Source organism: Massilia genomosp. 1, assembly GCF_011682185.1.
Lineage (GTDB): Bacteria > Pseudomonadota > Gammaproteobacteria > Burkholderiales > Burkholderiaceae_D > Telluria_A > Telluria_A rubra.
Genome location: NZ_WHJF01000046.1, coordinates 31948 through 53041 on the forward strand (window position 1 = coordinate 31948; position 21094 = coordinate 53041).

Sequence of the window (21094 nt, forward strand, 5' to 3'; positions counted from 1 at the left end):
CGCGTTGTTGGACATCGGAACTGCGGCCTTGGACTCCTGGCCTAAGGACGGCGCGCGGGGTCCTTGCGGCTGAACGGGCAGGTTTCCTTTTCTTGCACATGAGGAAACTGGTCGCGCGTAAAGGCCCCGGTCGCGCGCAGCAGGCGCTGGTCGAGCGACCCGGCGGCGCCGACATGCCTGGACAGCACGCCGCCCGCACCGGGCCCGGCCACCACGCCGCGCGCGCGGTGCAGGCGGTTGAGCGAGGCCAGGGCATTGGCGCCCTCGCGCATGCGCTTGACGGTCAACAGGCCGTCGGGCACGCCGATCATGGACTTGGTGCCGCCCCCGCCGAGACAGTTGCGCGGCATGTGCAGGTGCTCATGGCGCCATGCCTCGATCAGGTCGTACAGGCGGAACGCCGCATTGAGCAGGTTATGCAACTGCCAGTTGTGGGCATTCTCGTGGCGCCCCAGGTCCACATGCTCGACGGCGGCCTCGAGCGAGGCGAAGCCGGAACCGCTGAAGTGGGTTTCCAGCTCGCCCCAGAGCGAGGTGAACAGGTCGCGCAGCATGTGATAGCGGATCGACAGCGAATGCATGCCGCTGGCCGGGCCCAGGTTGTCGCGGAAGATATGGTAGTCGTTGGCCGACAGGCAATCGCCCATCACTTGCTGCGCCTGCACCATGGCCGGCAGCAGCGTGGCGGCCACCTGCAGCCGTTCGGTCGCCTGCGAATAGCGTCCGGCGCGGATATCGCGCACCGCCTGGTCGATATGGTCGTTCGCCTCGCAACTGAGGATTTCCGGCACCTGGTGCAGGGCCACGAACTCGGTATAGCAGGTTTCGGCCTGCAATTGCGACTCCATGACCGCCTTGCCCAGCAAGCCGGACGCCACGAACTGCTCGAAGTCGCGCCCGTCGAGCTCGACCACGACCTCGTTCAGGTTCGCTTCCCAGTACACCATCTCGTGGGCCGAGGAGCGCGCCAGGTTCAGCAAGGCATAGTCGAGATCGGTATGGCGGCCCAGGCCCACCGTTTGCGTCATGCCGCGTCCGCCCGGTGCGGCGCCGCGCTCGTCGAAAAAGCAGCTCACTTGCAGTTCCAGCGCTTCAGACGCCGACAGGAACTCGGCCATCGCGGGCGACTCGGCGATCCCGATCTTGCGCGTCGCCGCCGGATCGCGGCACATCAGGTGGATCTGCTTGGGCACGTCGCCCAGGCGCCGCATGACCATGTGAAAGCCATGCACCCAGCGCATCACTTCGGTAGCGCGCTGCAAGTCGTCCTCCTGCAAGGCCCTGGTGGCGCGCCGGGTCAGGCGCACCAGGTTCAGCAGCGCGATCTCGGCCGCCTGGAACACCGCATGCAGCGCGGAGTTGCGCGTGCCGGCCACGACGTCGCTGACATGGCGCGCCTGCGACAGGGTGGCAAGATTATGCAGCACATCGTAGCTCTCGGCGATCGCCCCGAGTGCATTCGCCTGCGCGGCGCCGTTGGCAAAGCTGGTATTCGTTTCCATCATGGCTACTCTCCCGGTTTCACATCAATCGCGCCCGCCTGGCGCCACCTCTTCGCTACCCGTGTCGCTACCCGTGTGCTTGCCGGCGCCGGCCATCAGGCCGGCGCCGGGCCATCGTCCCCGATCGCGGCGCACGGACAGGAATCCATGGCGTCGGTCACATCGTCAAGCTCCTGCTCCGTTTCCGGCTGGCGCGAGACGTAGTACGTCTCGCTGGCAGCGTCGAGAGCAAAATTGTTCGGCGCCATATCCTTGCAGACCATGCAGTCGATGCAGGAATCGTCGACATAGAATTTGCCGGCGGCGTTCAGTGCGGTGCGTAGTTCAATCGTGGCCATGTCGCGCTCTCCCTCGGGGTGTCAGGTCAGTTGAGATAGATGCTCTGCATCGTCGGCTTGACGGCGTTGCGCACCGCCTGGTCGACTTTGTCCTTGTCCATCAGCAAGAAATTGACTTCCAGGCCGTGCTGGGCGGCGAAGCGGGCCGCGACGCGCGCGCGCACTTCTTCTCCGTAATTGTTCTCGGTCAAGCCAATATGGAGTTTTTCGTCAACCACCTTGACCCCGAAGTGATACGGGGCGCTGGCCAGCTCGCTCAGCACATCCTGTTCCAGCGCGAGCATGCTCATGCTGCGGCCCTGCACCACGATGTGGTCGGCCACGCGCCCCATGTGGCGCATGGTGTGGAAGGGCGAACCGCAGCTGCACGGCGCCTGCTCGATATGCACCAGGTCGCCGGTGCGGTAGCGGATCAGGGGCAAGGCGCGCGAGCTGAGGGTCGTCACCACCAGTTCGCCGGCCACGCCGGGCGCGCACGGTGCGCCGCTGGCCGGATCGACCAGTTCGAAGTAGGAGCGGTTTTCGATCAGGTGCAGTTGATTGGCGCTGCAAAACATGCCCAGGGTATTGGTCTCGGTCATGCCGAACATGGCGAAGGTTTCCGCTCCCCAGGTTTCGCGCAGGATGACTTGCTTGGCGGGCGAGGAGCCCTCGCCCGCGCACAAGAGCTTGCTCACTTTCAGGTCCCGGCGCGGGTCGATCCCCAGTTGCTGCGCCACTTCGGACAAGTGCAGCGCGCGCGTGCCGGAACAGATCAGCGCCGTCACGCCGGCGTCGCGCAGGATGCGCACCATGCGCTCGGGCGGGCAGAACTGGGGTGACGCGCCCAGCGCCACCACGGTGCAGCCGATCAGTTCCAGCGCGCGGTCCAGGTCCTGGCCCACGCCGGCCAGTTCATAGGGCACGGCAACCGCCACCACGTCGTGCGGCGTCAATACCTGCTGCAGCATGTGCGCCACCGTACAGTTATTGGTGAACCAATCCTCGGCGGTGAAGAAAGCCGCGATCGAGCTGCCGCTGCTGGTGCCCGAGCTTTCGCCGAAGCGCACCAGCGCATCCTGGCTCACCGCCAGCATGCCGAAGGGATACGCGTCATGCAAATGCTGGCGGGTGGTGAACGGCAAGGCGGTGAAGTCCTTGACCTGGCCGGAGCGCAAGAAGGCCGGCGCGCTGTTCGCCAGATGGCTGCGGTAGAACGGCGACGCCTCGGCCGCGTGGGCGACGGCGGCATGCAGGGCCTCGCCCTGCCACTGGCGAAAGGGCGCGCTCTGCATAGTAAATAGCGCATCGACCTGGGCCGCGATGCGCTCACGCATGCGCAGCGTGTCCAGGATGCGGGCCGCGCCATCGGCCGGCGTGCTGTTGACCGGCTTGTTCATTGCTGCGCTCCTTCAGCCGACGGAGCCTTGTCGATGGCCTCGCGCGCCAGCGCTTCGAGCACCGTAAACTGGGCCTGCTCGCGCCCGGAAATCTCGGCCAGCAGCTTGCTGGCGCTGGCCAGGGCGTCCTTGCTGCCGCTCTTGCCCGCGCGCTCGATCAATTGCGCCACCTCGGTCCACAGGGCGGCGATGGCCTCGAACTCCTTGGCCGCGGGGGCCAGCGCCTTGACGCCGGTCAGTTTGCAGCCCTGCTGGAGAAAGCGCGCGTAGATTTTGCGGAACATGCCTCCGCCGGTGCCGGCGCGCTCCATCAGCATGGCGATGATCGGCAGCGATTCGCCGGGGTTGTCGATCTCGTCGAGCCAGCCCGCGATCTTTTCGCTGGTCGTCAGGATGCCCTTGTAGCCCATGTTCTTGATGGGCGGATTGAGGTAGGTATGCGCGTTGGCAGCCAGCGCGATGAAAAAGGCGGTCGGCAGCCTGGCCGCCAGGTGCTCGCGCAGTTCGGGCAGCCAGGGGCCGTCGGCCACCGTCACCGACAGGCTTTTCGAGCTCATCGGTCCCTTGGCGGAGCGCGCTTCGGTCAGGCTGTCGAAACTGGTGTAGCCGCCGCCTTTGGCATCCTCGGTGTCAACCAGCCAGGCGCCCTGCTCGTCGGCCTTGTACATGGTGGCGTAGTGGGCGTGGAAATGCACCGCCTTTTCCTGGAAATACTCCAGGTAGTAGTGATCGAGCTTGAGCCCGACCAGCTTGCCTTCTTCGAGTGCGCCGAGCGCATTGTTCATGGCGCGCGAGTCCGAGGACGACTCGCGCACATCGAACTTCACGCCCAGCACGGCGGACAGGTTTTCGGCCAGCAGGTCGGGCTTGACCCGCCCCCCGATGAAGGGATAGGGCATGCCGCCCGATTGCCAGTGGATGTAGGACAGGCCCATGCCGAGCCCGAACACCATGTCTTCGGACAACGCGATGCCTTGCTGCCCCAGCAGGTTGACCAGCATGGTCGATTCGCAATGCACGCCCGAGAAGGGCTTGAACTTGACTTCAGACATGAACATTCTCCCGTGCCGCCCCATGGCTATGGACCAGCTCAATGACAAAATGGTTGTGGTTGTTGCGTAAGTGGCCATAGCAGTGACCGAGCTCATCGCCTTCGGTGAAGGCGATCAGTTCCACCTGCGGCTGGGAGCGCGCCAGCGCTTGCAGGGTCGGCAGCACTTGCTCGCGCTCGCTGACGGCCAGCGCGGCGTGCGACATCAGGCGCGCGCGCTGCACGGGGGTGCGTTCCAGCCACGGGCCGAAGGCGCGGCAGCAGAACATTTCGATCACGAAGCCGTCGGCCCGTTCCAGCGAGGCCCACCAGCCGGGGGTGCCGTATTGCTTGGGCGCGATATAGGACGGGCCATGCTCGACGCCGCGCACCAGGCCGTCGCGCGCCAGCTGGTCGAGGAAGGCGAACCAGGCGAACACGTCCTGGTCGTTCTCGTAATCGCCGAGATAGATGGCCGCGTGGTGTACCCGGTTCAGGCCGCTAAGTTGCTCGCTGCCGGCAGCTTCGCCCAGGAATTCGGTCAGCAGCGCGGCGCTGTCGCTGTCGCGCACCGAATCGGCCAGGGTCGTGACCGCGTCCCAGGTGTGCCGGAACTGGCCCGGCGCGGGGAAATGCAGCGCACCGGCCTGGGCCAGCGGTGCGCTGGTGCGGGCCGGCAAGCCATCGCGCGCTGCGGAAAGCGGCGCCGCCGCCGCAGGCGCCGCGCCGTTGCGCTGGTCCCGGTACTGGGCCAGGTAGCGTCCCGTATAGCTGGCCGCGCATGCGAGCAAGCCATCGATGCTGCCGCTGTAGAGCACGTTGCCGCCCTGCTCCCCGCCCTCGGGACCGACATCGATGACGTGATCGGCCAGCCAGATCATGTCCATATTGTGTTCGATCATCAGTACCGTATGTCCCTGGGCCAGCAAGCCGTCGACCATGCGCGTCAGGTGCGCCAGGTCGGCCATGTGCAGGCCGCGCGTCGGTTCGTCGAAGATGTACAGGGTGTGGCCGGCCTTCTTGGCGGCCAGTTCGGCGACCAGGTTGATGCGCTGCGCCTCGCCCCCGGACAGGCTCGTGGTCGACTGCCCCAAGGTCAGGTAGGCGATGCCGAATTGCTTCAACAGGCCGAGCGCCTTGCCGATGCGCTCGCACTGGGGCTGGTCGTGCCCGGCGAAAAAGCCGAGCGCCTCATCGGCCGACAGGGCCAGCAGTTCATGGATATTCTTGCCTTCCCAACGGATCGCCAGCACATCCTCATGAAATTGCATGCCATGGCATTCCGGGCATTCCACATAGTCGCTCTTGAGGAAGTGCATATCGACTTCCACCTCGCCCTGGCCCTTGCAGGTTTCGCAGCGCCCGCCCGCGACATTGGTGCTGAAGTGCGCGCGCCCGAGGTCGGCGGCGGCCGCTTGCGGGTGGGCGGCGAACAGGTCGCGGATATCGTCGCTGATGCCGATATAGGTCGCGATGGTGCTGCGGGTGGAGCGGCCGATCGGCTTTTGCTCGACGTTGACGACACTGTCGAAGCGCCCGGCGGCCTTGGCCGCGCCCTTGGCGGCCTTGGGCGGCTTGGCCGCGCCGGCCGGCGCGCCGTCCAGGGCGCGCACGGCCTGCTCGTAGACACTGCGCACCAGGCTGCTTTTGCCGGCCCCCGACACGCCCGTCACGCAAGTGAGCGCATTGAACGGGAAGCTGGCGCTGGCGGCCTTCAGGTTGTTGCGGTTGCTGGGCGCGACAGTAAACCATGACGCAGCGGACAGGTCGCGCCGGGGCCGCTGGCCAAGCGGCTGCGCCAGGCAGCGCGCGGTGAGGCTGGCGGCGCTGGCGCGCAGGTCGGCAAAGCTGCCCTCGAACACGACCTGGCCGCCTTCCTGCCCCGCGCCCGGTCCGATCTCGATCAGCCAGTCGGCGGCGCGGATGATGGTCTCGTCGTGCTCGATGACGATCACGCTGTTGCCCATGTCGCGCAGTTGGGTCAGCACCGACAAGAGCTTGCGGGTATCGCGTTCGTGCAGCCCGATGGACGGCTCATCCAATATATACATGACGCCGCTCAAGTCGGACGCCACATGCTGGGCCAGCAGGATGCGCTGCAGTTCGCCATCGGACAAGGAGGTGACCTTGCGCGCCAGGGTCAGGTAAGGCAGGCCCACATCGCTGAGGTTGCGGCACTGGGTCAGGCACAGGCGCAACACTTCGGCGGCGCCCGGCGACAGCGCCAGGCTGTCCGCCAGTTGCTGCAGGGTCTCGCCCAGCTGGCGGGCCGACACTTGCTGCAGCTCGGCGATGGTGTAGCCGGCGATCCTGACGGCCAGCGACTCCGGCCGCAGACGGGCGCCGCCGCAGGCCGTGCAATGCGATTCGCCCAGGTAGGATTCGAGCGCCACGCGGCGCGTGGCGGACGAGGTATTGCGGTACTGCTTGTCGAGGTAGCCGAGGATGCCGTCAAAGCGCATATTGTTCGACACCTTGCCGACCGACACAAAATAGGTATCGTCGCAACCATGCAGCACCAGCGCGCGCTGCGCCTCGCTCAAGCTGTCGTAGGGCACGTCGAGCGCAATGCCCTTGTCGGCGCACATGGCCTCGAACACCTTGCGCACATTGGGGATGCTGTAGGTGCCGCCGACCGCATTGTCCCAGATCCAGGTGAGGCTGCGGGCGCGCTCCGGCACCACCTTGTCTTCGCTGAAGGCCGTCACCCGTCCCATGCCATTGCATTCGAGGCACATGCCTTCCTTGCGGTTGGCGCTGAAGTGGCTGGGCGTGAGCGGCTCGGCAATGCAGCCGCAGGCGCCGCATTGCAGGCGCGCGTCGACCGCTCCGAGGCAGGCCGGGCAGGCCGGCGCGCCGCAGCGGGCGAACAGGACCCGCAGCGAGCGCTCGATGCCGAGCAGGGTCCCGACCGTGGAGCGCGGGTTGGACAGGCGCCGGGTCGATTGTTCCAGCGCCACCGGCGCCTGCACCCCGCCGATCTGCTCGACCTGGTAATCGCTCTCGCCGGCATCCATATTGGCGCTGCCGAGCGCGCCCAGGTAGAGCGCCTTGGCGTACTTGTACAAGGTGTCGAAGATCAGCGAGGACTTGCCGGAACCCGAGACGCCGGTAACAACCACCAACTGATTTTTCGGGATGCGCAGGCTCACCCCTTTCAGGTTATGGGTGTACACGCCGTCCAGGCGGATAGTGTCTTTGGCCATGGCAGCTTGCTTTCTCAGGCGAAGTTGGAAGTGGTGTTGCGGTGGGCGGCGGCGGGCGGCACCCGCGTGGCCGGCGGCCGGATCGAGCGCAGGCCGTCCATGGCCTTGCGTTCGAGCTGGTAAATGCGATCGATGGTCTCGACCAGCGCGGCCAGTTGCTGATCCAGCACGGCCTGGCTACTCTCCGGGCCGACCTCGAGCAGGTTGCGGCCGAGCATGGTCCACAGCTGGGCGCTGGACGTCATGGTCTGGGCCGCGTCGAGCAGGCGTTCGTCGCCGACCAGGTCGCCGAAGGTGTGCAGGAAGCGGCTCCACATGGGCCGGAACAAGCCGCCGCCGGTGCCGAACACCTCGATCGCCCGGCCCAGGCTCTGCAGCTGGCAAGCCAGCGCCGCCACGTCATGGACGCCGCCGTCGGACCACAACTGCATCTTCACCGTGCCGGTCTTGGTGTACGACCAGTTGCGCACCCCGGCGGCGAACTGCTTCAGGCCTGGCAGGCCGAGATTGCCGATGCCGGGCTTGAGCACGTCGCGCACGCAATTGTCGACCGCGAAGTAGCCGACCCGGGCCAGGTCGGGCGTGCCGCACACCGACTCGATGACGTGGCACCAGCGCTCCGGATTGATCGGCGGCGAACGCTTGCTGCTGCGCGCCCGGTTCAATGCGTCCTCGCTGATGGTTTGCAGTTCCGGGAAGCCGGCGTCCGACACCGTGAACTGGCCGTCGTCGTGGCCCACCAGGTTGATGAAGTAGCCGCCGAAGGGCGCGCCGCCGTGACTGTTCCAGTACGGCAGTTCGCTCAGGTCGACGCGCGCGATGACCGGCCGCTCCAGCTTGAGTTGATCGAGCAGGATGGCCGGGCCGCTGCCCTGAAAACTCCTGGCCCGCACGCCGAGCAGGCGCAGCGCTTGCCCGGAAAAGATCTGCTGGCGGCCGATCACGATATCGGGGCCATTGTCGCGCCGCTCGAAGTAGCCGAAGCCGAAGCCGCCATCGAGGCCGAGCAAGACTTCTTCCGAAAATTCGATTCCGTACACGGCCAGCACGTTGCGCATGCAGGTCGTCTCGCAATTCAAGCCGGTCCGGTGCTGATAGGCATGTAGGTGCATCTGCTTCCCTTTCTATCCTGTAACTGATCAAGCTTGGGTGAAGGTGCGCCGCATCTCGGCCGGCAGCTTTTCGATGGCATAGCGCAGGGTCGGGCGCTCCATCAGCGACAAGTGCTTGCGCACGAAGGCCAGTACCGGCTGCAATTCGTACTGGCTGGCCACCTTCAGCATCCAGCCGATCCCTTTTTGCACATACGGGTCGCCATCGGCCAGCAAGCGCTTGCAGTTGGCGAACATCTGTTCAAGATCGAAATTCTCGCTGCGGCCGACAAACTTGACCAGGGCCACGTTGGACGCCCGGCGGCACCACGGACTGTCGGACTGGCCCCAGGCGTAAATCCGTTCCAGCAAGTGCGGACGGCGCTTGAGGTAGATGTAGAGCGGCTTGATGCACAGGTCGTCGCATTGCGCCCAGTTGCTCACGTCGGTCTCCAGCCAGGCCTGCAAGCGCTCCAGCAGCCGCCCTTCGTCGTCCAGGCCGGGCGCCACTTTCGCCACCAGCGCCGAGGCCAGGATGAAGTGCTCGTGATACCCGTGCGACTGCGCGAAATGCTCGGCCAGCGCCAGCCACTCGTCCGCCGACAGTGCAGGATGGCGCGCGAACGCCCGGGCGGCGATTTTCACCACCTCGGTGTTCGATACGCCGAGCAGGCGGATCGGCTCGGGAAAGTAGCGCTGCAAGGAGAGCGCCAGCTCGGCCGAGGCGTTCGCCTGCAGTGCGCCTTCCAGCCCGGCGATGATGGCCGCGTGCCTCATGCCGCCGGCGCCTGCTGCGGCATCGGCATGAAGCGCACCTGGGTCGCGATCGGCGCCTTGACCGGCGGCAGGACCAGCGGCTCGACGCCCTGCATCGCATGCCGGTATTCCTTGTGCATGTCGTCCACGCGCTTGATGGTTTCCCTGCTGCGCTGGTACAGATCCTGACCCTTCAAGCCCCACCACAGATACCAGTTCTTGTTTTGCAAGTACATATCGCGGACAAAAGTGAGGGTGCCCGGGTCTTCCAGCAACTCCGGCTCGACATAGAAGGTGGGGATGAACATATTGTGGTCTTCTTCGATCAAGCCATTCTTCACGGCGATGCGCTGCAGCTTGGTGTCGCTGAGGATGCGGATGCCCAGGTTGGCGTAGATCTGGTTCGGCTTGAGGTACTTGGTCGGGGCCAGCACCGATTCGCGCAATTCGCGCGACCCCTCGCCGGGGCCGCCGAGGAACACGCAATGGGTGAATTCAACCTTGCTTTTCTGCAAAAGCTGGTCGACTTCGACCACCTTGGCCATGTCGAAGCCCTTCATCAACTGTTCCAGCGCGGCGTCCGAGAACGAATCGGTGCCCAGGTCGACCCGGATGCAGCCGGCCCGTTCCAGCAGGTCGACGAACTCGGGCGTAACCGCATTCGGGGTCAGCTGGCAGTACCAGGGCACGTTCAGCTCGGCGCGCACGATTTCTTCGCACACTTCCATCGCATAGTCGAGCGGATAGTTGAAGGTGGCGTCGACGATCTCGAATTCGCGCACCATCGGGTTGGTCAGCATCGCCATGCGGATTTCTTCCACCACTTCGCGCGGGTCCTTGAAGCGGTTGCCGCGTCCCTCGGTCTTCTTGATGATGCAGTACGAGCAATGCAGCTTGCAGCCGCGCTTGGTTTGCAGGGTTTCGATGGCTGGCTGGTAGTCGCGGGTCAGGTCGGTGGCGGCGGCCACCGTTTCCTCGAAGTAGCGCGGATCGTAGATGCTGCGGTCGGGTACGAGCAGCTTGACATTGACCTTGCCCAGGGTCGGGTTCTGGTGGAAGTAGCCGGTGGCCGGATCGATGTAGCACAGCCCGGAGATGGTGCTCAAGCTGCCTTTGCCGGTCTGCAGATAGTCCAGCAATTCGACAATCGCATCCTCGCCCTCCCCGGCGATGCCGAAATCGGGGCGCGCGTACTGGAACATGTCTTTCGGCTCGACCGAAAAGCCGCTGCCGCCCATGACCACGTAGGCAGTCGAGTACTTGCGCACGCACTGTACGATCTTGTGCGTGATCGGGCCGAAGAACACCGGATCGATGAAGGTCAGGTTGTCGAGGTTGCGGATGGCGATGCCCACCACGTCGGGCTTGATTTCCTGCAAGGTCGAGAGCACCGCCTTCAGTTCGCGCGGCTCCCACAGCAAGTCGAGCATGTGGACTTCGTGGCCGGCCGCCTTGAGGGCCGCGCTGATGTAGGCGACCCCGATCGGGAGCGCAGGCCGCGGAACACGGATCTTGTTGGTTGAGATCAAGAGAATTCGCATGATGGGCCTGGTTAGGAGTTACTGCCGGAATGCGCCGCGCGGCGATGGATGCCTTGCCAACTGTTCAGATAGACGTCGGGCTGGGTATCGCCGATCAGGGAACGGGTTTCCCGGTAGCGCTGCAGGCGCCCGACGTCCAGGTCGATGACCTGGAATTGCTCGTCCTGATTGAACCTGAGCAGCGTTTCGCCGCCGTCGACGAAGTCGAACAGCTCATCTTCGAGAAACAGGGGATCGGCCACGACGCAACTCTCGCCCATGTAGTTAAAGCCCGCGTACACATTCGTGCCGACCCCGGAGACGAACACGATGAAGCACTGGTTCTCGATGGCGCGCGTGGTCAGGAGCTGGTTGGTCACGTACGAGAACTGCTCCGGGATCAGGGCCGGGCAAAAGATGATGTCCACCTTTTCCTGATACAGGGCGCGGCAGGTTTCCGGGAAGTTCAGGTCGTAGCCGAGGATCAGGCCGATGCGTCCGTGCGGGGTATCGATGCAGGCGAACTGGTCGCCGCAGGCGAGGTACTTGCGTTCCATCTCGAAGCAGTGGACGCGCCGGTAACTGGCGGCGATGGCGCCGTCGGGCCCGATCAGGACGGCGGTGCTGTAGTAGGCCTCGCCCTCCTTTTCGAGCAGGCCGGCGATGATGCTGATGCCCCCCTTGCGCGCCAGCGCCCCCAGGGCCTCGGTGACCGCGCCCGGGATGAGCACGGCGACGTCGGCCACTTCCAGGATATTGCCCGAGGTAAGGAAGGCTTCAGGCAAGCAAACGAGGTCGACCCCGGCCTCGATGGCCTGTTCGATATAGCGCTCGGCGCGGCGCATATTGCTGTCGCTGCGATTGATCTTGCAGTCCAGCTGGACGATTCCGACTTTCATAGGGCGGTCTCAGTGTAGGCGGTTGTCGTGCGGAACGGGGGCCACAGGCGGCGGCGGGTCGCGCCCGTCGTCATCGGTGTAGAACCATTCCGGTCCGAAGTACATCAGGGCGAAGCTCGATCCGAACGCCGCCAGGACTTTCTCGAAGCAAGCGACGATGGCTTGCTCCACGGTCGGGGCGCGGTCGTTCATGGGCACTCCTCCAGGTCGTCCAGCACCACCGAGGACACTACCAGGCCCAGTTCGTCCTCATACACGCGCCACTCGGCCAGCCCGGCCTGGGCCAGCAAGTCCTTGACCTCGCGCGGGCTGTAGGAAGCGCGCAGCGAATCCATGAACTCGTTCGCACCTTCCTTGACGAATTGCAGCACGAAAGTGATATGCCCTTCTTCCGCATGGCGGTTGGTGTCGAACAGGAGCACCACGCCGCCCGGCTTGCAGATGCGGCTGATCTCCTTGAGGGTCTCGACCGGCTTTTTCCACAAATGCATGGAAGAAAACGAGTAGACGATATCGGCGCTCGCATTCGCAAAGGGAAACTTGTGCAGTTTGCACAGCTCGAACTCGATATTGCTCGGCGCGGTACACCAGACGCTCAGGCTCAGGTTTTCTTCCGCCACCTCCAGCAAGGTCACGTTTTCTTCGACGCTCGAGATGATGTGCTCGGGCCGCTTGCCCCCCACATACAGCGACAGCAGGCCGGTGCCGGTGCCCACCTCGAACAGGTCGCGGTTGCTGTCATTGCAGTAGCTCAGGATGCGCTTGGCCGGCTTCAGGTAGGCCACCAGCGCGGACTTGCGCATGCCCAGGTCGTAGCTGCGGACGTCGTCGATCGATGAAAAGGGCTTGACCTGCGGGACACGGTTTTCCAAATCAAAGAGGGTTGCATTGATCATGTTGGTGTGCTCCTTGTGGGATCAGGCGGCCTTGATGATGAAGGGAGAAATATTGGCGCCCAGGTGTTGCGGGTAGCGCCGGAATTCCTTCGAATAGAAAGCCTTGGAAATATTGTCCATGTAGTACCAGCCCTTCGGCCCCACCACTTCCATAGCCTCGTCGGTCAGGCGCACCAGGCCCTTCGCTTGCAGGTCGGCGATTTCTTCCGGGAACAGGTGGGCGAAATCGACCCCGTGCAGTTCGCGAAAGCGCTGGCGGTCCAGGCGCGACGATTTGATGCCCAGCATCACGGCGCGGCGCAGCGATTCTTCCGCGCTGATCTGCTTGCCCATGGCGATCGGCAGGCGGCCGGCATTGACGGCCTCGATATACAGCTCGATGCTCGGTTCGTTGAAATACCAGTAATCCTTCAAGTGCCCGGTCGCCGTGGGACCCATCGGGATGATCGGGAATTCCTCGGTCCAGGTGACGCTGCCGTAGGCCGGGCGCTGGCCCGGCAAGGCGAAGCAGTCGCCGAAGTAGCCTTCGTAGCCATTCCTGGTCAGGAATTGGGCGGCATAGATGAACATCTCGTCGACCGTTTCGCGCGGCGGCACGGGCGGCAACTTGCGCCGCTTGGTGCTGATCTGGGCGAACTCCATATAGGTATAGAAGGACACGCTGGAGACGCCCAGGTCGACCGCGGTCTGCAGGCTTTGATGCCAGCTTTCCATGGTTTGCCCGTTCAGGCCATGCATCAGGTCGATATTGATGCGCGGCACGCCGATCCGTTGCAACATCTTGATCGCATCGATGATCATGGCCGCGTTGCCGGCCCTGCCCAGGTCTTCGAGTTCCTGGTCGATGAAGGTTTGCACGCCCAGGCTGATGCGGTTCACGCCATGTTCGAGCAGGGCGCTGGCCTTTTGTTCCGAGATATCGAGCGGGGTCGATTCGGTGGAAATTTCCATGCCTGGCTTCATGTCGAACTCGGCCTTCATATGGGTCAGCAAGTCGACCAGTTGCTCGGTGCTGAGGGCGGTCGGGGTGCCGCCGCCGATGTAGCCGACCGTCAACTGATGCTCTTTCACATACGGCCGCGCGGCATAGTTCGACATTTCCTTTTTCAAGGCATCGACGTAGCGCTGGGTCACGCTCTTGTCGGTCTGGTGCTTGATGTAGGGGCAGCTGAAACAGAGCCGGTTGCAAAACGGGATATGGACATAAAAGCCCATCGGCTCTTTGCGAAACACATCTTCTTCGGAAACCGCAACGTGCTTGGTCGGATATTGCCGAACCCATTCGCTGTCCCGCTCTGGATATTCTTTCCAAAACGGCAAATCCCGGTTATTGCTGATCACAGGTCTCTCCTCGTTGTTTGCTACACGACCGTCCACTATTCCGACCGCACCGCTTGCTGCCAGCGATCGCCCATGCCACGCCCCTGAATCAATTCCTTCATTCCGGGCTCGGCCCACTTGATGTTGCGAAGATGAATTTCGTGCTCGGCAAGCGCCCCGACCGTCCGCGCCAGCAGCGCCGCGTCGCCGCTGCGGCAGCGTAGCGCCACCCGTTCGCCCTCGCGCGTGGCATCGACCACGTAAGGCAGCGCGTGCAACAGGCTGGCCAGGCGGGTCCATTGCTGCGCCACCAGCGTGCGGTCGGCGAAGTCGAGCGCCAATGTGTCGCTCGCGGGGCCGTCCGCGCGGTGCTCCCGCTTGCACCGTTCGAGGCGCAGCAGGCGCCCGCCCGCCATCACGCCGACCAGGTCGGCCAGCGCCTCGACCTCTTCCAGCTGATGGGTGGCGATCACCATGCTCATGCCCAGTTGCTGTTTGAGCTCGTTCAAATAGTCGATCACCTCGCTCTGGAACTGCGCATCGAGGCCGGCGCAAGGCTCGTCGGCCAACAGCAGGTCGGGACCATGCGCCAGCGCGCACAGGATGTGCAGCTTGCGCCGGTTGCCGCCTGACAAAGCCGCCACATCGTGCTTCAGAAAATCGCTCAGGCCCGCCATGGCCAGCAAGCGTGGTGCGCTGTCGCGGCGCGCGCGGCGCAGGTCGATCTGCTGCAAGACATACTCGCCGACCGTGGTATGGGCCGGCATCTCCTTCGATTGCTGCACCAGTCCCAGATGACGGGCGGTCTTGTTCCAGTCGGTGCTGGCATGGCCGGCGATGCGCACCGTTCCCGCATCCGGACTTGCCAGGCCGGACAGCAAACGCAGCAGCGACGATTTTCCCGAACCGTTGCGCCCGATGATGGCGATGGTCTCGCCGCGGCCCAGGGTAAAGTTGACGTCCGCGATGGCGAAGCGCTGGTTGATCGCCGCGCGCAAGCCGCACACCTCCAGCACCGGCGCCAGGCCCGCTGCCGGGACGGCGGCGGGCAGGCTAGCGGCGGGTGACACGGTGCTTGAAAACATACAGCGCCCCTCCCATCATGAGCACGGCATACACCAGCGACAAGCCGGCGCTGTGGGCGAAACTGGTGGCGGCCGCCCCCGAAATGGCCGAGCGCAGCACATCGACCTGGGCCGAGAGCGGCAGCCACGCGATCAGCGATTGGGCCGAGCCGAAGTTTTCGAGCGGGAAGAACACGCCGCACATATAGGTCAGCGGTATCAGCACCAGGTTGACCACGCTGGCGAACGAGACTTCGTTGGTAAAGCAGGCCACAACGATGCCGAAGCCCCCGAAGAACAGGCAGGCGCTGACAAAGCCGAGCAGCAGGCGCCACGGCAAGCCCACGTGGACCCCGAACATCCAGGACGCCAGCAGCAAGACCGCCATGAACTGCAGCGAGCATTTGAGCATCATCCCGATCAGGCGACCGAGCAGGAAGCCGCCATACGACAGCGGCGAGAGGACGATATCTTCCATCGCGCGGCGGTTGTGGTCGACGATGAAGGCGTAGCCGATGGTGTAGGTGCAGCTGAACATGATGCCGACTCCCACGATGCCGGGCAGGGCAAAGGCGAAATAGCTCGATCCGCCCTGCCCCATGGCTTGCACGTGCGAGGTGCCGAAGCCGAAGGACAGCACCATGGAGACCGAGGTGAGCATGGTGGAGACGACAATCAGGCGATAGCGGAAGAACTGCACCATGTCCCAATAGATCTGGCGGTACAGGTCGATCAGCCATAGGCGGCACGACAGGGCGCGGCTTGGCGCGAGATCGTTCATGCCTGCAATTCCCCGTGCGCAGGCCGCTGCCAGTTGTCGAGATAGTCGGCTTTGTAGGGAAGCTCCTTGCCGATCTTGTTTTTGCGGCGGATCAAGAGCTCGGCCTGCACGATTTGCTGCCGTTGCCCTGCGCGGGCGAGCAAGTCGAGTTCGCGGTTCTCATCGACTTTCATGACCGTTCCATCGGCGACCAGGCTGCCCCCCATATATTCCAACATGGCAAAACCATTTTCGCCAACACAACTGCAGAAGACGAAATAGCAGGCATTGTCGGCGGCCCTGGCCCGGCATAAAGATTCAACTGCAAAGCCATAAATATTGAACAGGCTGGCGACACAGATAATGATATCGACATTCTCTGTGAAATACCCCCTTGATGCCTCTGGGAAACGCACGTCATAACTGACCAATAATCCGATCCTGCCATGCTTGCTAGCGATAAGCGGGGCCGGATCGCCGCGCGAAACATAATCGCGCTCGCCATCCCAGATACTGTTTCTCCTATACCGTCCGGCAATTGTGCCGGATTCGTCCAGATACACGGCCGCATCGTAAATATCGTTGCCGTCGCGTTCGAGCAAGCCGAACACCAGGGCGATGCCGAGCGAGGCCGCCAGCGCCCGCAGGGTGCTGACGATAGGACCGTCGATCGTTTGCGCGTCGCGTTTCAGGGAGGGGAAGTTCAAGCCGGTGGCGAATGCGGCGGGCAGGCAGACGATGTCGGGCGAGGCCAGTTTGGCTTCCTGGATCAGCTTGACCGCAGCGTCCAGGTTCTTGTCCGGTTGGTTATGAAGTATGCATAGCTGGATCACCGCGACTTTGACCGCCGGCCCGGAGAATATTCCCCGAATCCTATTCATGGCTGCATCCTGGCATGAAGTATGTGAATACACAATGCATAAGATCTCCGGCAAATTGAATAGACGGTCCAGCACATCCGCGACAGGCATCGCCGTGGAAACGTGTACCTGTTCTTTGAATGTCTCTTTGTAAATATTAGACCATAAAAATCTTGCCAGTTCTAAAAATATTTCGATGGCCAAGTGTTGTAGTAGGGTTTCTAAAAAATCGGGGTGGCGGCGCTACATTTTGCCGCGACGCCAATTGACGGATCTGTATGCGAATCGGGCAATCGAGCGTACTCTGTGGCAACATGTAACAGCCTGATACTTACCCCCCCCGGCGCCGCTTCCATACAGTGAATGAACGCCCGGCAACCCGCTGCACTACCTTGTGTCGGGCAAGGCCAGGCAACTGGCGGGCGTACTGACCCGATGCCGAGGTCCGCGCATTCAGAGAAGACTCAGCTAAGCTTGTGCCTGGTCTTGATCAAGCGGCGCAGCTGTGTGCGCGGTGGCATGGGCTGCACTCTCGAGCCAGTCGCGCCGCGTGAGGCGATACGAGGCGATGGCGCATTGTGCGCCGCCGACAATCCAACTGGCGCGCCTGTCCCGGTCGTGCCGAAACCCGAGCCTGAGCAACGCCGTAGCAGAGGCGGCATTGCCGGAATGGATATCGGCATGGATACTGGCAAGTGTCAGTTGCATGAATGCGTAATCAAGAAAGCGCTGCATCGCTTCCGACAGGTAGCCCTGGCCCCAGCACGACTTGGCCAGCAGGTATCCGAGCGCCGCACAGCGGGTTTTCTGTTCGACTGCGTACAGGGCGCAGCTGCCAATGACTTTTTTTGTGGACAAATGCTCGATGACATAATGCACACTGATGCCGCTCGCATGCTCGGAGCGGGCTTCTTCAACCGCCCTGTCGGCCTGCTCCGGCCTTGTCCATGGCGCGTGGTTCCAGTAGCGCATGACGTCCTGGTCCGAGTAGAGATCGAACAACGCAGGCGCATCGCGCTCTTCGATCAAGCGTAGCCTGACCCGCTTGCCGGTTAGCACAAGCGGCTCGCCCTTGCCGCCATTCATGCAACACCTTCGGCGATGATGGCTTGCACGATATGGAACACCAGCACGGCGATCGCGGCAATGAGCGTGATCCAGAAAAGCGTATACCTCATATGCCCATGCTGCCCTGCCGGCGGCCTCTTGCCGCAAGCCCTCCTTCGGACGGTTCGACGATGCCAACGACAAGGGGGATGATCGTTCATGGCCAGGGCTTTGGTGAAAGAATTCATAATCGGAAGCAAGCGATGGAATGAGGGAGCGTGCGACGTCGCGCTCAGTGCGTGTAGACTTCGCGATACAAGGCATGCAGTTCGGCGGCAGCGTCCGGATCGCATGTTTGCACGTCGCTCGCGCAGCGCCCCTGGCCGTCCTCATGGCTGCACGGTGCATGCAGCACCGTCGTCGCAAGGCTCGCCGACATGACGTGGGCGACATACAGGCGCACCGCCGCCAGCTGCTGCGGCGACGGAGCCGACCCGTCCGATACGATCACGAACAGCACCTTCAAGGATGGATTGAACATGCGGGCCGAATTGAGCCGCGCAATGAGCGGGTATTGCGAATCGAGATCGACTTTCCCGACCTGCACCGGCACCAGCACGACGCGCGCGGCGATGAGCGCCGAACGGGCTTCCTGGGTTTCCACCTCGCCTGTATTGATCAGCAAGTCGCTGAAGCCGGCGCTCAAGTCTTCAATCTCGCGCGCCAGCGAACGCGCGCCAAGGGTGCGGGCGGGAACGGATGGACCGTGGCCGGCTGCGCTGCGCTCGCAACTCCAGCGATAAGCGCTGCGGCGCGGATCGACATCGATCATGCAGATCGTGCGCCCGCTACGGGCCCGCAACACCGCCAGATTTGCCGCCAGCAGCGCTTTGAGGGCTTGCCCCTGGATACTTGCAATGGCGACGATCATGCCGCCGCCTGCGCTTGATGCGGAGCTTGCTTGAACCGGGCGCCGGGTAATTGGCGCGCAATGGTTTCGCTGAGCACCTTGACACAGGACTGGCGCACGCACAGCCAGACTTCGATGTGGGCGCCGCCGGCGCAGATAGCGATGCGCATGAATTCCAGCGCGTCGCCGCAAACCCGCATGGCCAGCTGACGCAAGGTCGTGACCGATTGCGCATCGACCGACATACGGATGGTACAGGTGTGCATGGCCGCCGCCGATCGGACGGGGATGCGCCGGGATGAGGGATACAGGGTTGCAAACGAGTTCATGATGCCTCCGCCAGTGATAGGTGATTGACTGCAAGCAGCGTATCAAGCAAGCCGTAAAGATGGCCTAAAAAGTTTCCCGCCGGCTGTAAACGCAGCATAAAAACGCACTGGCGCCTTCCACGCCGAGGCGCTGTTTACGCTTTGTTTACGCATTGAGCAGTGTTCTTGATGCCGTTTTTATATGACGCTGTGTACGATTGCCGCAGCCAACAAGCCAATCACAAGGAGGAGGCCAACATGAGTGCTGTCGTTGATCAGCAGGACACGCAACGCAAGGCGGCGGGCGTGCAGCGCAAAGTCGCATCGAGCCGGATCCGGCAGGCCTGCACGGAAGACATCGCAACCTTGCTGGCCATCGAAGAGGCCAGTTTCGATTCAGACCGGCTCAGCCGCCGTAGCTTTCGCCATTTGCTTACCGAAGGCAACTCCGTGACCTTGATCGACGACGCCGGCGGACAGGCGCGCGGCTACCTTACCCTGTTGTTTCGGGCCGACGTGTCGCTGGCGCGCGTGTACTCGATCGCCACAGCGCCCGACTGGCTGGGCCAGGGTGTCGGCACGGCACTGCTGCGCGCCGCCGAAGAACTGGCACTGGCGCACAACTGCGTGGCAATGCGCCTGGAGATCCGCAAGGACAACCTGGCGTCGCAGCGGCTCTTTCTTGGCCATGGGTATGCCGTGTTCGGCGAACATGGCGCTTACTACGACGATGGCATGGACGCACTGCGCTTCGAAAAATCGCTGACCGCGCGCCTGCGTCCCGAGCTGGCCCGGACCACCTATTACCGCCAGACCCTGGGTTTTACCTGCGGCGCTTCGTGCCTGATGATGGCCATGAAGGCGTTCGACCATGCCCTGGTGCTCGATCGTACGCTCGAACTGCAGCTCTGGCGCGAGGCCACCACGATTTTCATGACGGCCGGCCACGGCGGCTGCGGACCCTATGGGCTGGCCCTGGCGGCGCACCGGCGCGGCTACCCGAGCGAGATCTACGTCAATGGCGATGGGGTCCTGTTCCGCGAGTCGGTGCGCAGCGAAGAAAAGCGCGACGTCATCACCCTGGTGCACGACGATTTCGTGCGCCAGGTGCGCGAGGCCGGCATTGCGGTTCACCACGGTGTTGCCGGCACGGACGAACTGACCCGTTGCTATGTTAATGGCGGCATTCCGCTGGTACTGATTTCGACCTACAGGCTCACGCGCGAGCGTGCGCCGCACTGGGTGGTGCTCACCGGATGCGACGAACGCTATTTTTTCATCCACGATCCCGACAATGCCAGCGGACGGGCGGCGGACGAGCGCATCAACATGGCGATTCTGAAGAAAGACTTCGAGCGCATGGCGCGCTATGGCCGTAACGCCACCAAGGCGGTGGTGGTGATATATCCCCGCTCCAGCAGTTCCACCTACGGTCTCGCGACCGCTCAACCCACCTTTTGACACATCATGGAAACCATGCGCACCAAATTATCACGCCCTGCAATGACACTGTTAGCAGCTCCCACCGACGACGAGCCGAAGGAACCTCCCGCCGCTGCGCGCCTCGCTTCCCTCGGCTCGCGCAGCACGGCATCGCGCCTGATCATTGTCGTCGAACAGCTCAAGGATTGGCCCGATACGGCGACTCCGTACAAAGTTGTAACAGCGGCGCAGTACCTGGGGTCCACGGACCACAGCGGCGCGCCGCAAACGACCGTCGTCAATCTGTGCCGAAGTTACAAATATTTGTCGGTCGGCTATTACTGCTCGCTACTGGCCGAGGCCCGCGGCCAAGCCGTGCTGCCATCGGTAAAAACCATCAACGACTTGTCGCGCAAAGCGATCTACGGACTCGACACGGACGAGCTGGACTATGCGCTGAACCAGTCGCTGGAACATACGGGCAAGCGTCCCATGCCTGTCGAATTTTCCATGGATATCTATTTCGGCACCACCGAATATACCCCGCTCGCCGATCTGGCGCGCCAGATCTTCGACACCTTTCCCACTCCGCTGATGCGGGTCGAGTTCCAACGCGACGAGGACTGGAAGATAGGCGCCATCCGGGTACACAATGTGAGTACCCCCCTGTGTCAGACTACTTGTCGGGTGTGTTTTTGAACAAAGTATGTCGTGATCTTGAGCGTTGTAGTGGGGTTTTTAGGGTTCGTTCTTGTGCTGTACTTTTGACATCGTTTCCGGGAGCGG

General features: G+C 63.2%; 20 protein-coding genes. 2 read left to right on the forward strand and 18 right to left on the reverse strand.

Features of this window, described 5'->3' with window-relative positions; all coding sequences use genetic code 11:
* Nucleotides 1-41: 41 nt before the first annotated feature.
* The 18 genes from F1735_RS17820 to F1735_RS17900 form a co-directional block, all read right to left on the reverse strand.
* The gene (locus F1735_RS17820) at nucleotides 42-1505 is read right to left on the reverse strand and encodes a hypothetical protein (RefSeq protein ID WP_167238184.1); all 1464 of its coding nucleotides are present in this window, start codon (nucleotides 1503-1505) and stop codon (nucleotides 42-44) included.
* A 92-nt stretch (nucleotides 1506-1597) separates the two neighbouring features.
* Nucleotides 1598-1840 carry a ferredoxin gene (locus F1735_RS17825; protein ID WP_167238185.1) on the reverse strand — a complete coding sequence of 81 codons (243 nt, stop codon included), beginning with the start codon at nucleotides 1838-1840 and terminating at the stop codon, nucleotides 1598-1600.
* Between the two features lie 26 nt (nucleotides 1841-1866).
* A complete protein-coding gene (locus F1735_RS17830; protein ID WP_167238186.1) occupies nucleotides 1867-3219 on the reverse strand; it encodes a phenylacetate--CoA ligase family protein in 1353 nt (450 codons plus the stop codon).
* Nucleotides 3216-4271: a BtrH N-terminal domain-containing protein gene (locus F1735_RS17835; protein WP_167238187.1), complete on the reverse strand. Its 1056-nt coding sequence runs from the start codon at nucleotides 4269-4271 to the stop codon at nucleotides 3216-3218. The genes F1735_RS17830 and F1735_RS17835 overlap by 4 nt, the downstream gene beginning before the upstream one ends.
* Nucleotides 4264-7455: an excinuclease ABC subunit UvrA gene (locus F1735_RS17840; RefSeq protein WP_167238188.1), complete on the reverse strand. Its 3192-nt coding sequence runs from the start codon at nucleotides 7453-7455 to the stop codon at nucleotides 4264-4266. The genes F1735_RS17835 and F1735_RS17840 overlap by 8 nt, the downstream gene beginning before the upstream one ends.
* 14 nt (nucleotides 7456-7469) lie before the next feature.
* Complete coding sequence (locus F1735_RS17845; RefSeq protein WP_167238189.1) at nucleotides 7470-8567, reverse strand: DUF4872 domain-containing protein; 1098 nt, start codon at nucleotides 8565-8567, stop codon at nucleotides 7470-7472.
* A gap of 27 nt (nucleotides 8568-8594) precedes the next feature.
* On the reverse strand, nucleotides 8595-9323 hold the full coding sequence (locus tag F1735_RS17850) for a DNA alkylation repair protein (RefSeq protein WP_167238190.1): 729 nt from the start codon (nucleotides 9321-9323) through the stop codon (nucleotides 8595-8597).
* On the reverse strand, nucleotides 9320-10843 hold the full coding sequence (locus F1735_RS17855; RefSeq protein WP_167238191.1) for a B12-binding domain-containing radical SAM protein: 1524 nt from the start codon (nucleotides 10841-10843) through the stop codon (nucleotides 9320-9322). The genes F1735_RS17850 and F1735_RS17855 overlap by 4 nt, the downstream gene beginning before the upstream one ends.
* A gap of 11 nt (nucleotides 10844-10854) precedes the next feature.
* Nucleotides 10855-11721, reverse strand: coding sequence for a carbon-nitrogen hydrolase family protein (locus tag F1735_RS17860; RefSeq protein WP_167238192.1), 867 nt, complete (start codon nucleotides 11719-11721; stop codon nucleotides 10855-10857).
* 9 nt (nucleotides 11722-11730) lie between these two features.
* Nucleotides 11731-11913: a hypothetical protein gene (locus tag F1735_RS17865; RefSeq protein WP_166884153.1), complete on the reverse strand. Its 183-nt coding sequence runs from the start codon at nucleotides 11911-11913 to the stop codon at nucleotides 11731-11733.
* A complete protein-coding gene (locus F1735_RS17870; protein ID WP_167238193.1) occupies nucleotides 11910-12617 on the reverse strand; it encodes a class I SAM-dependent methyltransferase in 708 nt (235 codons plus the stop codon). The genes F1735_RS17865 and F1735_RS17870 overlap by 4 nt, the downstream gene beginning before the upstream one ends.
* 21 nt (nucleotides 12618-12638) lie before the next feature.
* Nucleotides 12639-13850: a coproporphyrinogen-III oxidase family protein gene (locus tag F1735_RS17875; protein WP_222853015.1), complete on the reverse strand. Its 1212-nt coding sequence runs from the start codon at nucleotides 13848-13850 to the stop codon at nucleotides 12639-12641.
* A 143-nt stretch (nucleotides 13851-13993) separates the two neighbouring features.
* Complete coding sequence (locus F1735_RS35730) at nucleotides 13994-15007, reverse strand: ATP-binding cassette domain-containing protein (protein ID WP_222853016.1); 1014 nt, start codon at nucleotides 15005-15007, stop codon at nucleotides 13994-13996.
* Complete coding sequence (locus F1735_RS17880) at nucleotides 14991-15782, reverse strand: ABC transporter permease (RefSeq protein ID WP_167238195.1); 792 nt, start codon at nucleotides 15780-15782, stop codon at nucleotides 14991-14993. The genes F1735_RS35730 and F1735_RS17880 overlap by 17 nt, the downstream gene beginning before the upstream one ends.
* The gene (locus F1735_RS17885; protein WP_167238196.1) at nucleotides 15779-16825 is read right to left on the reverse strand and encodes a carbon-nitrogen hydrolase family protein; all 1047 of its coding nucleotides are present in this window, start codon (nucleotides 16823-16825) and stop codon (nucleotides 15779-15781) included. Before F1735_RS17885 ends, F1735_RS17880 begins: the two co-directional genes overlap by 4 nt.
* Nucleotides 16826-17089: 264 nt before the next feature.
* A complete protein-coding gene (locus F1735_RS17890; protein WP_167238197.1) occupies nucleotides 17090-17707 on the reverse strand; it encodes a GNAT family N-acetyltransferase in 618 nt (205 codons plus the stop codon).
* Between the two features lie 253 nt (nucleotides 17708-17960).
* Nucleotides 17961-18599, reverse strand: a complete 639-nt coding sequence (locus F1735_RS17895; RefSeq protein WP_167238198.1) for a nucleotide-binding protein — start codon at nucleotides 18597-18599, stop codon at nucleotides 17961-17963.
* Nucleotides 18596-18907 carry a hypothetical protein gene (locus tag F1735_RS17900; protein ID WP_167238199.1) on the reverse strand — a complete coding sequence of 104 codons (312 nt, stop codon included), beginning with the start codon at nucleotides 18905-18907 and terminating at the stop codon, nucleotides 18596-18598. The genes F1735_RS17895 and F1735_RS17900 overlap by 4 nt, the downstream gene beginning before the upstream one ends.
* A gap of 237 nt (nucleotides 18908-19144) precedes the next feature.
* On the opposite strand from F1735_RS17900, the gene F1735_RS17905 reads away from it, so the two are divergent.
* Nucleotides 19145-20347, forward strand: a complete 1203-nt coding sequence (locus tag F1735_RS17905; RefSeq protein ID WP_167238200.1) for a GNAT family N-acetyltransferase/peptidase C39 family protein — start codon at nucleotides 19145-19147, stop codon at nucleotides 20345-20347.
* A gap of 6 nt (nucleotides 20348-20353) precedes the next feature.
* On the forward strand, nucleotides 20354-21007 hold the full coding sequence (locus F1735_RS17910; RefSeq protein ID WP_167238201.1) for a RimK-like ATPgrasp N-terminal domain-containing protein: 654 nt from the start codon (nucleotides 20354-20356) through the stop codon (nucleotides 21005-21007).
* The last annotated feature ends 87 nt before the right edge of the window (nucleotides 21008-21094 follow it).

Coding starts and splice junctions, on each gene's coding strand:
- F1735_RS17870 (WP_167238193.1), bottom strand. CDS start 12,617: ATGATCAATGCAACCCTCTTTGATTTGGAAAACCGTGTCCCGCAGGTC.
- F1735_RS17840 (WP_167238188.1), bottom strand. CDS start 7,455: ATGGCCAAAGACACTATCCGCCTGGACGGCGTGTACACCCATAACCTG.
- F1735_RS17850 (WP_167238190.1), bottom strand. CDS start 9,323: ATGAGGCACGCGGCCATCATCGCCGGGCTGGAAGGCGCACTGCAGGCG.
- F1735_RS17845 (WP_167238189.1), bottom strand. CDS start 8,567: ATGCACCTACATGCCTATCAGCACCGGACCGGCTTGAATTGCGAGACG.
- F1735_RS17865 (WP_166884153.1), bottom strand. CDS start 11,913: ATGAACGACCGCGCCCCGACCGTGGAGCAAGCCATCGTCGCTTGCTTC.
- F1735_RS17895 (WP_167238198.1), bottom strand. CDS start 18,599: ATGATCGTCGCCATTGCAAGTATCCAGGGGCAAGCCCTCAAAGCGCTG.
- F1735_RS17905 (WP_167238200.1), top strand. CDS start 19,145: ATGAGTGCTGTCGTTGATCAGCAGGACACGCAACGCAAGGCGGCGGGC.
- F1735_RS17825 (WP_167238185.1), bottom strand. CDS start 1,840: ATGGCCACGATTGAACTACGCACCGCACTGAACGCCGCCGGCAAATTC.
- F1735_RS17830 (WP_167238186.1), bottom strand. CDS start 3,219: ATGAACAAGCCGGTCAACAGCACGCCGGCCGATGGCGCGGCCCGCATC.
- F1735_RS17855 (WP_167238191.1), bottom strand. CDS start 10,843: ATGCGAATTCTCTTGATCTCAACCAACAAGATCCGTGTTCCGCGGCCT.
- F1735_RS17860 (WP_167238192.1), bottom strand. CDS start 11,721: ATGAAAGTCGGAATCGTCCAGCTGGACTGCAAGATCAATCGCAGCGAC.
- F1735_RS17910 (WP_167238201.1), top strand. CDS start 20,354: ATGGAAACCATGCGCACCAAATTATCACGCCCTGCAATGACACTGTTA.
- F1735_RS17900 (WP_167238199.1), bottom strand. CDS start 18,907: ATGAACTCGTTTGCAACCCTGTATCCCTCATCCCGGCGCATCCCCGTC.
- F1735_RS17880 (WP_167238195.1), bottom strand. CDS start 15,782: ATGAACGATCTCGCGCCAAGCCGCGCCCTGTCGTGCCGCCTATGGCTG.
- F1735_RS17835 (WP_167238187.1), bottom strand. CDS start 4,271: ATGTCTGAAGTCAAGTTCAAGCCCTTCTCGGGCGTGCATTGCGAATCG.
- F1735_RS17820 (WP_167238184.1), bottom strand. CDS start 1,505: ATGATGGAAACGAATACCAGCTTTGCCAACGGCGCCGCGCAGGCGAAT.
- F1735_RS17890 (WP_167238197.1), bottom strand. CDS start 17,707: ATGAATGGCGGCAAGGGCGAGCCGCTTGTGCTAACCGGCAAGCGGGTC.